At 68.6% G+C, this 14,400-nt stretch carries 14 protein-coding genes and 1 pseudogene; 10 read left to right on the forward strand and 5 right to left on the reverse strand.

Annotation, left to right across the window (positions count from 1 at the left end; all coding sequences use genetic code 11):
- Positions 1-132, forward strand: a pseudogene (locus LOK44_RS25125) (IS481 family transposase); the annotation flags it as partial.
- A 77-nt stretch (positions 133-209) separates the two neighbouring features.
- Here the strand turns inward: LOK44_RS25125 and ilvD are convergent.
- Complete coding sequence (ilvD, locus tag LOK44_RS25130; protein WP_237572818.1) at positions 210-1,913, reverse strand: dihydroxy-acid dehydratase; 1,704 nt, start codon at positions 1,911-1,913, stop codon at positions 210-212.
- Positions 1,914-1,991: 78 nt separating this feature from the next.
- Between ilvD and LOK44_RS25135 the strand changes: the two genes are divergently transcribed.
- The 4 genes from LOK44_RS25135 (at position 1,992) to LOK44_RS25150 (ending at position 5,001) form a co-directional block, all read left to right on the forward strand.
- The gene (locus LOK44_RS25135; protein WP_237572819.1) at positions 1,992-2,636 is read left to right on the forward strand and encodes a DUF305 domain-containing protein; all 645 of its coding nucleotides are present in this window, start codon (positions 1,992-1,994) and stop codon (positions 2,634-2,636) included.
- A 1-nt stretch (position 2,637) separates the two neighbouring features.
- Positions 2,638-2,973 carry a copper-sensing transcriptional repressor RicR gene (gene ricR, locus LOK44_RS25140; protein WP_308192791.1) on the forward strand — a complete coding sequence of 112 codons (336 nt, stop codon included), beginning with the start codon at positions 2,638-2,640 and terminating at the stop codon, positions 2,971-2,973.
- 233 nt (positions 2,974-3,206) lie between these two features.
- Entirely contained in the window at positions 3,207-4,214 is a 1,008-nt protein-coding gene (locus LOK44_RS25145) for a L,D-transpeptidase (RefSeq protein ID WP_237572820.1), read from the forward strand.
- A 136-nt stretch (positions 4,215-4,350) separates the two neighbouring features.
- Entirely contained in the window at positions 4,351-5,001 is a 651-nt protein-coding gene (locus tag LOK44_RS25150) for a TetR/AcrR family transcriptional regulator (RefSeq protein WP_237572821.1), read from the forward strand.
- 7 nt (positions 5,002-5,008) lie between these two features.
- On the opposite strand, the gene LOK44_RS25155 is transcribed toward LOK44_RS25150, so the two are convergent.
- Positions 5,009-5,197 carry a GNAT family N-acetyltransferase gene (locus tag LOK44_RS25155; RefSeq protein WP_237572822.1) on the reverse strand — a complete coding sequence of 63 codons (189 nt, stop codon included), beginning with the start codon at positions 5,195-5,197 and terminating at the stop codon, positions 5,009-5,011.
- Positions 5,198-5,264: 67 nt separating this feature from the next.
- Positions 5,265-7,256, reverse strand: a complete 1,992-nt coding sequence (locus LOK44_RS25160) for a M13 family metallopeptidase (protein WP_237572823.1) — start codon at positions 7,254-7,256, stop codon at positions 5,265-5,267.
- 111 nt (positions 7,257-7,367) lie between these two features.
- Here LOK44_RS25160 and LOK44_RS25165 point away from each other — a divergent pair, with 111 nt between their 5' ends.
- Entirely contained in the window at positions 7,368-7,955 is a 588-nt protein-coding gene (locus tag LOK44_RS25165; protein ID WP_237572824.1) for a hypothetical protein, read from the forward strand.
- The gene (locus tag LOK44_RS25170; RefSeq protein WP_237572825.1) at positions 7,952-8,641 is read left to right on the forward strand and encodes a hypothetical protein; all 690 of its coding nucleotides are present in this window, start codon (positions 7,952-7,954) and stop codon (positions 8,639-8,641) included. Before LOK44_RS25165 ends, LOK44_RS25170 begins: the two co-directional genes overlap by 4 nt.
- On the opposite strand, the gene LOK44_RS25175 is transcribed toward LOK44_RS25170, so the two are convergent.
- Together LOK44_RS25175 and LOK44_RS25180 are read right to left on the reverse strand one after the other, a co-directional pair.
- Positions 8,642-9,166: an XRE family transcriptional regulator gene (locus LOK44_RS25175; RefSeq protein ID WP_237572826.1), complete on the reverse strand. Its 525-nt coding sequence runs from the start codon at positions 9,164-9,166 to the stop codon at positions 8,642-8,644. It lies immediately after the preceding gene.
- On the reverse strand, positions 9,163-12,156 hold the full coding sequence (locus LOK44_RS25180) for an MMPL family transporter (protein ID WP_237572827.1): 2,994 nt from the start codon (positions 12,154-12,156) through the stop codon (positions 9,163-9,165). The genes LOK44_RS25175 and LOK44_RS25180 overlap by 4 nt, the downstream gene beginning before the upstream one ends.
- A 305-nt stretch (positions 12,157-12,461) precedes the next feature.
- On the opposite strand from LOK44_RS25180, the gene LOK44_RS25185 reads away from it, so the two are divergent.
- The 3 genes from LOK44_RS25185 (at position 12,462) to LOK44_RS25195 (ending at position 14,398) form a co-directional block, all read left to right on the forward strand.
- Positions 12,462-13,043, forward strand: a complete 582-nt coding sequence (locus tag LOK44_RS25185) for a hemophore (protein ID WP_237572828.1) — start codon at positions 12,462-12,464, stop codon at positions 13,041-13,043.
- 171 nt (positions 13,044-13,214) lie between these two features.
- A complete protein-coding gene (locus LOK44_RS25190; protein ID WP_237572829.1) occupies positions 13,215-13,598 on the forward strand; it encodes a heme-binding protein in 384 nt (127 codons plus the stop codon).
- Positions 13,599-13,720: 122 nt separating this feature from the next.
- Positions 13,721-14,398, forward strand: a complete 678-nt coding sequence (locus LOK44_RS25195) for a response regulator transcription factor (protein WP_237572997.1) — start codon at positions 13,721-13,723, stop codon at positions 14,396-14,398.
- Positions 14,399-14,400: the final 2 nt, after the last annotated feature.

Genomic DNA, 14,400 nt, shown 5'->3' on the forward strand with positions numbered 1-14,400 from the left:
CCCAACGAACTCACCCGCCGCTCGGCCCTGCCGGCCTGGCTGCACACCTACAATCACCACCGGCAACACTCAGCAATAGGCAAGACCTCGCCCATCACCAGGTTGACCAACGTCCCTGGGCAGTACAGCTAGCCCCGCCGAACGTCGATTACCGTCACGCTTTTTCGTGGATGGCGTGGCGGTAACCAACGTTCGCGGGAAGTCGAGCGCTAGCTGCAGACCGCGCCGGTCGCCGCCGACTGCACCAGCTTGGTGTACTTCGCGAGCACGCCTGACGTGTACACCGGGGGCAGCGGCTCGAAGCCGACCTTGCGGGACTCGAGTTCGTCGGCGTCGACCAGCAGGTCGAGCGTGCCCTTGCCGACGTCGAGCCGGATCCGGTCGCCGTCGCGGACGAACGCGATCGGTCCGCCGTCTACGGCCTCCGGCGCGACGTGGCCGACGCAGAGGCCGGTGGTGCCGCCGGAGAACCGGCCGTCGGTCATCAGCAGCACGTCCTTGCCGAGGCCCGCGCCCTTGATCGCACCGGTGATCGCGAGCATCTCGCGCATGCCGGGCCCGCCCTTGGGGCCCTCGTAGCGGATGACGACGACGTCCCCGTGGGTGATCGTGCCGTCCTCGAGCGCGTCGAGTGCGGCGCGCTCGCGCTCGAAGACCCGTGCGGTGCCCTCGAACACGTCGGAGTCGAAGCCCGCGGACTTCACGACCGCGCCCTCCGGTGCCAGCGAGCCGTGCAGGATCGTGATGCCGCCGGTCGGATGGATCGGCGACGTCAGGGCGCGCAGCACCTTGCCGTCGGGATCGGGCGGTGCGATGTCGGCGAGGTTCTCCGCCATGGTCCGGCCCGTGACGGTGAGGCAATCGCCATGCAGCAGACCGGCGTCCAGCAGCGCCTTCATGACGACGGGCACGCCGCCGATGCGGTCGACGTCGTACATGACGTGCTTGCCGAACGGCTTGACGTCCGCGAGGTGCGGCACCTTGGCGCCGACGCGGGTGAAGTCGGCGAGCGTGAGTTCGACGCCCGCCTCCCATGCGATCGCAAGCAGGTGCAGCACCGCGTTGGTGGACCCGCCGAACGCCATCACGACGGCGATGGCGTTCTCGAACGCCTCCTTGGTCATGATGTCGCGGGCGGTGATTCCGCGCTTGAGCAGTTCGACGACGGCCTCGCCGCTGGCGCGGGCGTAGCCGTCACGGCGCCGGTCGCTGGCGGGCGGTGCGGCGGACCCGGGCAGGGACATGCCCAGCGCCTCGGCCGCCGAGGCCATGGTGTTGGCGGTGTACATGCCGCCGCAGGCGCCCTCGCCCGGACAGATGGCGCGCTCGATGATGTCGACGTCCTCGCGCGACATGAGCCCGCGGGCGCAGGCGCCGACGGCCTCGAACGCGTCGATGATCGTGACGTCGCGCTCGGTGCCGTCGGTCAGCGTCGCCTTGCCGGGCATGATCGAGCCGGCGTAGAGGAACACGCTGGCCAGGTCGAGGCGGGCGGCGGCCATCAGCATGCCGGGCAGCGACTTGTCGCAGCCGGCGAGCAGCACCGAGCCGTCGAGGCGCTCGGCCATCATCACGGTCTCGACGCTGTCGGCGATCACCTCACGGGACACCAGCGAGAAGTGCATGCCCTCGTGGCCCATCGAGATGCCGTCGGACACCGAGATGGTGCCGAACTCCATCGGGAAGCCGCCGGCGGCGTGCACGCCGTCCTTGACGGACTTCGCCAGCCGGTCCAGTGACAGGTTGCACGGGGTGATCTCGTTCCACGACGACGCGACACCGATCTGCGACTTCACCCAGTCGTCGTCACCCATTCCCACCGCGCGGAGCATCCCGCGGGCGGCGGTCTTCTCGAGGCCGTCGGTGACGTCGCGGCTGCGGGGCTTGATGTCGGGTTGAGCGTCTGAGGGCATCCGTCGATTATGCGCTCGACCAGTTAGTAGTCCAAAACGATTTCGATACCCCTTGGGGGTATCCGGTACGGTGGATTCATGACCTCCACCACGTCGGCCACCGGGCGCATCGCCGCGCTGGTCGCCGCAGCCGCCACCGCCCTGTTCGTGTCCGCCTGTACCGAGACGCCCGCGTCGGACGACCACGCCGGCCATTCGCAGGGCGCCGAGTCGTCCGCGCCCGCCGCGTCCGGCGAAGCGCCCGCGGCCCTGCCCGCAGGCGTCAACGCCGCGGACGTCGACTTCGCCAAGGGCATGATTCCGCACCACGAGCAGGCCGTCCAGATGTCGGAGCTGGTGCCCGACCGGTCGTCGGACCCCGCCGTCATCGAACTGGCCGCGGCCATCTCGAAGGCCCAGGAACCCGAGATCGAGACCATGCAGGGGTTCCTCACCGAGTGGACCGGCAGCGCCGCGACCGGTCACGAAGGTCACGACATGGGTGGCATGGGGATGCAGGGAATGGTCGACGGGGCCACGATGAAGAGGCTGGAGACGCTCAAGGGCGCCGAATTCGACACACTGTGGCTGCAGTCGATGATCGGCCATCACGAAGGAGCCATCGCGATGGCCAACACCGAGATAGCCGACGGCGCCAATGCCGACGCCAAGGACCTCGCCGCCGAGATCGTGAAGACCCAGCAGGCCGAGATCGATCAGATGAAACAGATGCTGGGAGGCTGACGTGTCCGAGACCGTTGACGTGTCCAAGGTTGACTCGCCCGTCGACGAGGTTGCCGCACATGGCTATTCGTCGAACAAGGAGAACTACGCCAAGCGTTTGCGGCGCATCGAGGGCCAGGTGCGCGGCATCTCGAAGATGATCGACGAGGACAAGTACTGCATCGACGTGCTGACGCAGATCAGCGCCGTCAACAGTGCGCTGCAGTCGGTGGCGCTGGGCCTGCTCGACGAACACCTCGGCCACTGCGTGAGCCATGCCGTCGCCGAGGGCGGCGAGGAGGCCGACAAGAAGCTGGCCGAGGCGTCGGCTGCGATCGCCCGGCTGGTGCGGTCCTGACCGGCGTTGGCCGGAATGCGAAGCGTGCGATACGCGTAACGATCGTCTGGACGAAGGCGATCAAAGTGGCAGTTCAGCGGTCATTCGTCGGCCGCGTACCCGGCCCGATGCCGGGCCGTGACGGTCGTCGCGGGGATGGGTGGAACCCCGCGCTGTGCCACACTGGGGTCAGTTTGGGTTATGGAGGTGGCTAGATGCCGCAAAGGACGTACGTTCAGGCGCCAAAGAGGGCGATGAAGAGGATCGCGACCGCGGTGTTCACGGCCGGACTGGTCGGTTCATTCGCACTCGGCAGCCCATCTGCCTGGGCGGAACCGCAACCGGACCCGGCGGTGCCCGTGCCGCCCGTCGCGCAGCCGGCGCCCCCGGCGCCGTTCCAGATGCCGCGCATGCCGTGGGATCCGCCTGCGCCGCCCGTCGCCGATCCGGTGGTGCCCGCCACCCCCGCGCTCAACCAGTACGGCGCACCCGCGGTCATCCCCGAGGGGACGCCCGCGGGCCAGAACCCGACCCCGTACACGGGGGAGCCGGTGTTCGCGCCGCCAACGTTCAACCCGCTCAACGGGTCGATGGTCGGTGTGGCCAAGCCGATCTACATCAACTTCCAGCGCCCCATCGCCGACCGTGCGATGGCCGAGCAGGCCATCCACATCTCGTCGAGCCCGCCGGTTCCCGGCCGCTTCTACTGGACCAGCGACACCCAGGTGCGCTGGCGTCCGCAGGACTTCTGGCCGGCCAACACCACGGTGAACATCGACGCCGGTGGCACCAAGTCCAGCTTCCGCACCGGCGACTACCTGGTGGCGACCATCGACGATGCGACCCACACGATGGAAGTCAGGCGCAACGGCGAACTCGAGAAGACGTTCCCGATGTCCATGGGCAAGGAAGACGGCAAGCACGAGACCAAGAACGGCACGTACTACGTGCTGGAGAAGTTCCCGGACATCGTGATGGACTCGTCGACCTATGGCGTACCGGTGACCTCGGCGGAGGGGTACAAGCTCAAGGTCCAGGACGCCGTGCGTATCGACAACAGCGGCATCTTCGTGCACAGCGCGCCGTGGTCTGTCGGCGATCAGGGCAAGCGCAACGTCAGCCACGGCTGCATCAACCTGAGCCCGACCAACGCCCAATGGTTCTACGACAACTTCGGGAGCGGCGACCCCGTCGTCATCAAGAACTCGACCGGCGGCCTCTATACCCAGCCCGACGGTGCGTCGGACTGGCAAATGTTCTAAGCGCTTTTCTTCGGCAACCCACCTCCGGGGGGAGTCCGTTGCCTACCCCCTAATTTGCTCTGCCCGCTTTGCTCTGCGCTTTCCGCACGATATGGTCGTGCTGGGCGTTGGGGGAAGCGTGGCTGAGAGTAAACCGGTGGTGAAGGCAGTCAAACCGAAGCGAGGTCGGCCGGCGGGCGGCAGCGCGGGGGAGACCCGTGCCTCCATCGTGTCGGCAGGCCGGATCGTGCTCGGCTCCAGGGGGCGAAGGGCGGCCACCGTCAGAATGGTCGCCGACCAGGCAGGACTGTCCAACACCGCGGTCTACTACTACTTCGCGGGCATCGACGACATCCACGATGCGGTCGTCGCCGACGTCTCGTCCGTGATGAAGCGGTCCGTCCGGGACGTCCTGAACCAACCGACGCTGCGCGCCCAGATTCGCCACTACGTCCTCGCGATGCGCCGCCTCGACGCCGAGGACCGTTCGCTGATGCCGTTCATGATGCGTGACTACCTCGACGTTGCGCGTGGACCCAAGCGCAAGCGCAAGGGGTCGCTGTTGATGACGGCGACGGACCTGATCGGCGCGATGGTGAGCAACGCCGTCGAGCGAGGCGAGCTGGCCGCCGACGTCGACCAACGCGCCATCGTCGGCCTGCTCTCGTCGATCCTGTGGGGCGTACAGCTGTATGCGGGCTTCGTCGACGACGCGGAGGCGGTGGCGCGGGTCTCCAACTACCTCGACGTGGTGCTGCCCCACGGGGTGGTCCGGGGCCCGTCGAAGTCCAACGCCCTCGCCGGCTAACCGGGGTCTAACGGCCCTCGAACTTCGAGAGGTACAGCCACGTCGGCCGGCACCCCCGCCGTTCGTACAGCCGGATCGCGTCGTGGTTGCCGGGCAGCGCACCGAGGACCACATCTGGGACGCCTCGTTCGCGCAGGTGGGTCTCCAGCCGGTCGAGGAGTTCAAAGCCCAGGCCGCTGCCCCAGTCGTCCCCCATCCGCCGAGACTACGGAAGTTGACGGAACAACGCGGAAAACCGTCGACAACCGACGTCTCGGCGCAGATCAGCTCCAGATGCGCACGCGGGCAGCGGGTTCGAGGTACAGCCCGTCGGACTCCGCGACGCCGAACGCGTCGTAGTAGGCGTCGATGTTGCGAACCACGCCGTTGCAGCGGAACTCCGGCGGTGAGTGCGGGTCGATCGCGAGCCGGCGGATCGCCTCGGCATCGCGGGACTTGGTGCGCCACACCTGCGCCCAGCCGTAGAACACGCGCTGCACACCGGTCAGCCCGTCGATGACCGGCGCCTCTGCACCGTTCAGTGAGATCTGGTACGCCAGCAGCGCAATCGACAACCCACCCAGATCGCCGATGTTCTCGCCGACCGTGAACGCGCCGTTGACGTGGTGATTGTGCTCCAGTCCACGTGGCGTGAAGGTCTCGTACTGGTCGATCAGCGCCTTGGTGCGCACCCCGAACTCGTCGCGGTCGCTGTCGGTCCACCAGTCGACGAGGTTGCCGTCACCGTCGTACTTGGCACCCTGATCGTCGAACCCGTGCCCGATTTCGTGGCCGATCACCGCACCGATGCCGCCGTAGTTGGCCGCGTCGTCGGCCTCGGCGTCGAAGAACGGCGGCTGCAGGATCGCCGCGGGGAAGACGATCTCGTTCATCCCCGGGTTGTAGTAGGCGTTGACGGTCTGCGGAGTCATGAACCACTCGTCGCGGTCGACCGGGCCGCCGAGCTTGGCGAGTTCACGGTCGGTGTCGACGGCCTGCCCGCGAATGTAGTTGCCGTACAGATCATTGCGATCGATGACCAGCGCCGAGTAGTCGCGCCACCGCGCCGGGTAGCCGATCTTCGGGGTGAACTTGTCGAGCTTGGCCAGCGCGCGCTGCCGCGTCTCGGGCGTCATCCACTCCAGGTCGTTGATGCTGACCCGGTAGGCCTCGCGCAGGTTCTCGACGAGTTCGTCCATCCGCGCCTTCGCGCCGGGCGGGAAGTGCCGCTCGACGTAGAGCTTGCCGACCGCGTCGCCCATCAGGCCCTCGACCAGACCGACGCCGCGCTTCCAGCGGTCGCGGATCTGCTCGGTGCCCGACAGGGTGCGACCGTAGAAGTCGAAGTTCTCCTCGATCAGCTCGTCGGTCAGCAGCGACGCCCGCGCATTGATGACGCGCCAGCGCAGCCAGCGCTTCCAGTCCTCGAGGTCGCGTTCGGCCCACAGTTCGGCGAAAGCGGTCAGGAAGTCGGGCTGGCGGACGACGACCTCCGCGACCTGCTCGGGAGTGGTGCCCAGCGCGGCCACCCAGCCGGACCAATCGAAGCCGGGCGCCTCGGCGGCCAGGTCGGCGAACGCACGCAGGTTGTAGGTCAGGTCGGCGTCGCGACGCTTCACGACGTCCCAGTGCGCTGCGGCGAGCGCGGTTTCCAGGCCGACGATGCGCTCGGCGGTCGCCTCCCACTCGCCGGGCTGCGGCTCGGCGCCGAAGACCAGGCCCAGCATCCGCGCGATGTGCTTGGGGTAGGCCGCGAGGATCTCGGCGTGCTGCGGGTCGCGGTAGTACGACTCGTCGGGCAGTCCCAGCCCCGACTGCGAGAAGTGCAGCAGGTAGCGGTTGGAGTCCTTCGAGTCGGTGTCGACGTACACGCCCGTGCCGCCTCCGACGCCGACGCGCTGCAAGGCCCCGAGCACCGACGCCAGTGCGTCGCGGTCCACGGCGAGGTCGACGGCTTCGATTTCATCGAGTAACGGCGTCACCCCGGCGCTGGCAACGGCGGCCTCGTCCATGAAGCTGGCGAACAGATCGCCCACCCGCTGCTCGTCGGTGCCCGGCGCTGCCTTCAGGTCGCTGGCTTCGATGATGATGTCCCGGACCTGCTCCTCCGCCCGGTCGGCGAGCGAGCGGAACGCTCCGTCGGTCGCGCGGTCGGCGGGGATCTCGTATTCGGTCAGCCAGCGGCCGTTGACGTGTCCGAAGAGGTCGTCCTGGGGACGTGCATCGTCGTCCACGTAGGACAGGTCGATACCGGATTTGAGGGCTTCAAGCGTCACTCCGCCATCCTGCCATCGCGCGCCGGGTGCGCGCCGCCACCGAGGTCAGGACGGGCGTCTGCGGCGGCACGACGGCGGGGACACCGACGGGTGCCAGGTACCCTCACGGCCATGCCCGACGAGCCAGCAGCAACGACCACCGAGGACGCAGGCGGTCGGATCACCGGTCTCGGCATCGCATCGGCCGTGCTCGGCGTCGTCTCCGTCGCGGCCGTCGTGCTCGCGTTCCTCATCTGGTCCGGTCACCGCAGTGAGAGCGCCGAGCGGACCTATCAAACTGAGGTGCTGCAGGCAGCCGTCGACTGGACCAACGTCCTGATCAACATGAACCAGGGCGGCCTCGACGAGAGCCTGCGCACGCTGCACGACGGCACCGTCGGACAGCTGAGCGCCGACTTCGAGTCGACCGTCGAGCCGTTCAAGCAACTGGTGACGAAGCTGCAGTCGCAGACCACCGGCCAGGTCGAGTCGGTGTCGATCGAATCGCTCCACCACGACCCGCCCGGCCAGGCGCCCGCCGAAGACCAGCCCGAGCTGTCGTCGGTCGCGTCGCGCACCGACACCGTGATCGTGGTCGCGACGTCGCTGAGCCGCAACGCGGGCGCTCAGGAACCGCAGACCGTGCGGTGGAATCTCCGCCTCGGCGTCTCCGACGTCGACGGCAAGCTGCTGATCTCGCGGCTGGAGACGCTGCGATGAGAAACCCGTTGCGGGTGGTGCTGTTCGACGTGCTGGCGCCGGTGGCGGCGCTCGTCGCGCTGATCTACGTCGGCATGGCACTGGCGTGGCCGCTGTGGTGGGTGTCGGTGTGCTCGGTGCTGTGCCTGCTGATCGTGCAGGCGATGGTCGTCGACTACGTGCTGTACCGCCGCGACGGCGTCACCGTCGGCACCGACGACGAGGGCCCCGGTCTACGCCTGGCGGTCGTCGGCATCGCGGCCGCGGCGCTGATCGCCGCCGTCGTCGTCGGCTATACGCAGTGGACGGTGCCCGATCGCGCCATGCGCGCCGACGTGGACGAGGTGGTGGGCATCGCCAGCAGCGTCGCCGAGGCGTCCGCGACGTTCACCCCGCAGGACCCCAACGCGTCCATCGACCGTGCGGCGGGGCTGATGACGCCCGAACGCGCAGAGACCTACCGCAACGAGTTCGCTGCTGTCGCAAGGGAATTGACGAGCAAGAACATCTCGGGGCAGGCCGAGACGATCTCGGCCGGTGTCGAGGCGATCGGGCCCGCCGTCGCGAGTGTGGCCGTCGTGATGCGCGGCACGCAGAACGCTCCGAACAAGAAGCCCGACGTCGCGGTCTACGCCTTGCGGATCACGCTGTCCAAGGAAAGTGGGAAGTGGATGGTCGTCGACGTGACGCCCATCAACGCTCGCTAGTCAGCGGCGCGTGCGCTCGTCGTGGATCTTGGCGAAGCGGTCGGACAGGCGACGCATGCGGATCATCAGCGACGCGGTCGGGCACTGGCTGCCGTCGAGGTACGCCGCGAACGTCGAGGTCGGTAGGCCGATCCGCGAGGCGAACTCCTGCTCCCCGAGACCTGACCGCTCGAGCAGCAGCCGGACGTGCCGGGCCACCTCGGCGCACTCATTGGCCTCGAGGTGCGCGCGGGTCCGGATCAGGACCTCCTGCAGCGCCTTGGACACGCCGTAGGGCGGTGCCGTCTCGAGGACCTCCTCGACCTGCCGGGCGGTCCTGCCGTAGGGGTCTCGCTTGATGGCGACGACGATGCGCTGCCACACCGTCAGGTCGTCGGTGTCGAGGGCGGCGCGGATCGACGACGTGGGCCAGAACTCCACCGGTCGGTCGTCGACCGGTGGCCTGCGCTGTGCGGGGCCTGCGGCTTGACGCGGGCGACCCGGGGTGTCGCTGAGCGTGTCCCGCGCGTCTGCGGACAACGTCACCTCGCCTCCTCCAGCATCGCCACCGCCACCGAGAGGCAGCGCTTTCTCACTCTCTCCCATTCGGCGCCCGCGTCGGGGTCCGCCGCTGCGGCGACGTCGTCCGCATCCGACGGGTGGGGATCGGCCAGACGGCGTACCAGCTGCGTGGCCACCCACTGCCTGCGGGAGCGTTGACCAGAGTAATACCGGTCCATCCGGGCCAGCACCTCCGCCGCGGTTTGGGTCTCCATCGAGTCGATCAGATCGGCGAACTCCGTGAAGTCCCTGGTCGAGTTCCGGCACATGATCAGGTAGCTCTTCAACCGCAGCGTCTCGGCACCGGTGGGGATCTGCAGCCGGTCACCGGTGGGCAGCAGCACGTTGGTGGTCTCCATCGGCTTGCGCCGTTCCACGACCGGGACGTCGGCATCGGCAGCGGTCTGCAGCGCGTCCAACGCGACCGCGAGCCTGCCCCGCCACATCGTGACCGGGTGGACCGTCGTCGGCGGCACCTTCCTGCCGCCGCCGCGCACCGAGTAGAACCGGCCGCCGCGGGTGCCGATGCGGACGGTGTCGGTGCCGGCGGGTGCCACCGCGGTCGCGCCCGCGCCGACGGCGTTGATCGCCCGCACGCCCGACCCGACGAGCAGGGCCTGGTCGCCGTCGCTGGTGCGACTCACCACGACGGGCCCGCAGCCGCTGAACGCCAGTGGGTCGGCGACCGTGATGCTTTGCGGCGCAAGGTTCTTCAGCTTCGCTGCCGACTTGACGACGGTGCGGATGTCCGAGCCGGACGGACCCAGTTCGGAGATGTCCTCGGGGATGATGACGAGGTCGCCGATGTCCACCTTGGGAAGCGGCTTCTCGAAGTCGACCGACGGCAGGATGCGGTCGAGCCAGCGCGGCAGCCACCAGTTCCACTCGGCGAACATCGCCATCAGGGCGGGCACCAGGATCAGGCGCACCACGGTCGCGTCGACGGCGATCGCCACCGCGCACGCCACGCCCAGCTGGGCGACCAGCGGCATGCCCGCGAACGCGAATCCGACGAACACCGCGATCATGATCAGCGCGGCGCTGGTGATGGTGCGGGCGCTGGTGCTCACGCCGTACGCGACGGCGTCACGGGTGTTCTGGGTCTGGACGAACCGCTCGCGGATGCGGGTCAGCAGGAAGATCTCGTAGTCCATCGACAACCCGAACGTCATTGCGAGGACCAGCGGCGGGATGGTGCTGTCCAGCGACGACAGCGGCTCGAAGCCGAGCGGTTCGAGCCAGCCCCACTCGAAGACCGCGACCAGGCTGCCGTAGGCGGCCGCAACCGACAGCACGGTCATCAAGACGCCCTTGAACGCCAGGAACACCGACCTGATCGAGATCAGCAGCATCACGAACGCGATCAGGGCGACGAACGCGAACACCAGCGGCTGAGTCGCCGACACCCTGTCGTCGAAGTCCTTGAGCAGCGCCGTCGGACCACCGACGTCCACCTGCGCTTGGTCACCGGCCGCCTGCGGGAGGTTGGCGCGCATCCAGTCGATGGACTCGCGGGCGCCGGGGTCCTCGGGATCCACCGACAGCACCGCCGACAGCAGCGCACTGCGGTTGTCGTCGCCGAACACCGGCGGCGACACGTTGGCCACGAACGGCGCCTCGGCGATCTTGGTCTCGACCGCGGTCAGCGTGCCTGCGTTCTCCGGCTGATTGGCGTTGCGGTCGGGGAAGGTGACCAGCACGCGGATCGGGCCGAGCGCCCCGGGACCGAGGGCCTCGGCCGCGGCGTTGATGCCGCCGCGGATCTCGTGGGTGGGCTCGAACTGCCGCTGCAGGCTGTTGCCGAGGGTCATCGCGAAGGCAGGCGCGGCCATCACGAGCAGCAGCACGGCCGCCGAGATCGCCGACACCCACGGTCGGCGCATCACGCCGGTCACCCAGCGCGTCCAGAAGCGCGACTGGGTGGTGTCCGGGCGACGGGACAGGTGCAGGTAGGTCGAGCGCTTCGCGGCCGCCTTGCCGAACGTCCGCAGAACCGCAGGCGTCAGCGTCGTCGACGTCAGCACCGCCACCGCGACCGCGAGGATCGCCCCGGTCGCCATCGAGGACAGCACGGGGGTGTTGATGAGGTAGATGCCGGTCACCGACGCGATCACCGTCAGCCCCGACAGCAGCACCGCCAGGCCCGAGGTGCCCATCGCGGCGTCGGCCGCCTGTTCGGCGTCGCGCCCGGCGCGCAGTTCCTCGCGGAACCGCATCAGGATGAACAGCGAATAGTCGACGGCCAGCGCGATGCCGAACATCGACACCGTCGACGTCACGAACACCGACATCGTGGTGACGGTCGACAACAGGAAGACCAGGCCCATCGTCACCGCGACCGTGCACACGCCGAGCAGCAGGGGCAGCGCCGCCGCGGCGAGCGAGCCGAAGACCGCCAGCAGCACGATCATCACGATCGGCAGGTTCCACTTCTCGGCCTGGGCGATGTCGTGCTTGGTGGCCTCACCCGCCGCCGCGCTGAGCGCGCCCTGCCCGATGACGTAGAGCCGGACCTTGCCGTCGGCGGTCTCGCCGGGCTGATCGCCCTCGATGCCGATCTCCTTGCGGAGCGCCTTGGCGATGTCGGTGCTACCGCTGCCGAACCCGGTCTGTAGGGACACCACGTACGGCCGGTCCGGCTGCGGCGGCGGCTGCTGCGGGTTGGAGACGATCTTGACGCGCGGCTCGGCGGCCGCGATGCGCTCGAGGTCGGCGACCGCGCCGTTCATGTCCTCGAACGACGCGTCGGCCCGCGGTGCGGCGACCAGCGCGAGGGGCGAGGCGCCCTGGTCGGGGAAGTGGTCCTGGGTCTGGTACTCGACGTTCAGTGACTGGGAACCGGAGACCTCGAAACCGCCGCCGGTCAGGTTGCCGGAGTTGGTCAGCGACAGGTACACCGCAGGTACCAGGAGCAGCAGCCATGCAGCGAAGACCGCCCAGCGATACCTGCGCAAGTTGCTGCTCAAGCGCATCATGAACTGCTGGATGACGAACCTCGGCCTTCTTCCCGGCGTTTCGTAGCCAGAGCGTACCGCAGGCTGAGGTAGGGTCCCCGGCCCGCAAGGGGCCCGTACCAGCCAGTGCCGCGCGCAGTTCGCGCGGCCCGCAACTCCGATCCGAGTGAGCTGCGGCTTTGCTGGACGGATTGTGCGGTCGGCGCGCGTAGATGGCAGGATGGCGAGCGCAGGGCATCGTCGGGCCCCTCGCCGAGACGATGCCAGGGCCGGACAGCGTGGGTTTCGCGACGCCACGTGTGGATCGCGACGATGAGGAGTCGATCATGAGGACCAGTACCGGAACCGCACGTCGAGGCCTCCTCGGCGTGTTCGCTGTGACTGCGGCGGGCGGTGCTGCGGTGGCGGCGCTGGCCGTCCCCGGCGGACTCTCGGCCCCGTCTGCGACGGCGGCATCCGACCCGTGTGCAGCCAGCGAGGTGGCCAAGACGCTGGGCTCGGTGGCCACGACGACGGGCAACTACCTCGATAGCCACCCCGAGACGAACACCGCGCTGACCACGATCTCGCAACAGCAGGCCGGGCCGCAGCAGCTCGTCGCGATCAAGTCGTACTTCGACGCCAACCCGCAGGCGGCCAAGGACATGCAGCAGCTGCAGGCCCCGCTGGTCGGCCTCTCGAGTCGCTGCAAGCTGCCGTTGACGCTGCCCCAGCTGCTTGGGCTCATGCAGTCCGCACAGGGCGGTGCCGCGCAGGGTGCGACCACCGGTGCTTTGCCGGCAACGGGGCCGAATGCGCAGACCGCGGGCGTCCAGGGACCGCTGGGCCTGTCCTCGCCGTCGACGGCGTCGACCGCCAGGCAGGGCACGGGACCCCTCCCCGGTCCGGCTTCCAGGTCGGCGGGCTAACTCCACCGTCGGTTGGCGCTCCCGGCAGGGGCCCGCTGACCTGCGGTTCTCGGCGTCTTCACAGTGGATTGGGCGCAAGGCAAGAAAGTCGGAACGGATTCTGCTTAGCTTTCCGTTGTCGGTAACCGCCAGGGGTTACGGCGTCTGAAGTTCTCGAGAAGGAGCTTGACCATGTTGCTCTCGGCCCGTGCTTGGCGACGTGCGGTAGCTGGTGCCTTGGGCGCCGGTTCGATCGCCGGCGCGATGCTGTTCGGTGCGATTCCCTCCGCCATGGCGGACGATCCCGCGCTGAACCCGCCGAACTGCACCGCCGCCGACTTGGCCGGTGTGGCCTCCGGCGTCTCGGCTTCGACCTCGGCCTACCTCTTCACCCACCCTGACGTGAACTGGTTCTTCACCAGCCTCGAGGGCAAGGAGCGCGAGGAAGTCCGCGTCGAGGTCGACCGCTACCTCAATGACAACCCGCAGGTGAAGGCCGAGCTGACGGGTATCCGCCAGCCGCTGGTCGACCTGAAGAACCGCTGCGGCTCGGCACCGGCGCCCGCAATCCCGTAGGCCCGATGCCGTTGCGGCAGGGGGCACCTCCGAACCAGGGGGAGGACACCGGCGCGGAGCGGTCGGGGCAGTCCGAGACGTCTGACGTGTCAGACCGATCGCTGCCCGACGGCTCCGGCCGGATGGTCTTGATGGTCGACGACGACCCGGACGTCCGTACGTCGGTATCGCGCGGGCTGCGACACTCCGGCTTCGACGTCCGCGTCGCGTCCAACGGCAAGGAAGCGTTGCGGCTGCTGTCGACCGAGACCCACGACGCACTCGTGCTCGACGTGCAGATGCCCGAACTCGACGGCGTCGCGGTCGTCACAGCGCTGCGCGCGCTCGGCAACGACATCCCGATCTGCGTGCTGTCGGCGCGCGACACCGTCAACGACCGGATCGCCGGACTCGAGGCCGGGGCCGACGACTACCTGACGAAGCCGTTCGACCTCGGCGAACTCGTCGCGCGTCTGCATGCGCTGCTGCGCCGGTCGACGCACTCCGAGCAGTCGTCGGACAGCATGACCGTCGGATCGTTGACCATCGACACGGCACGGCGTCTCGTGTTCGTCGACGGTGAACGCGCCGACCTCACCAAGCGCGAGTTCGACCTGCTTGCCGTGCTGGCCGAGAATGCCGGCGTCGTCCTGACCCGGCAACGCCTGCTCGAGCTGGTCTGGGGTTACGACTTCGACGTCGACACCAACGTCGCCGACGTCTTCATCAGTTATCTGCGGCGCAAGCTGGAACGCGACGGGCACAGCAGGGTCATCCACACGGTGCGTGGGATCGGTTACGTCCTGCGCGCCGACCCGTAGCA

The organism is Mycolicibacterium lacusdiani (assembly GCF_021916785.1).
Classification (GTDB): domain Bacteria; phylum Actinomycetota; class Actinomycetes; order Mycobacteriales; family Mycobacteriaceae; genus Mycobacterium; species Mycobacterium lacusdiani.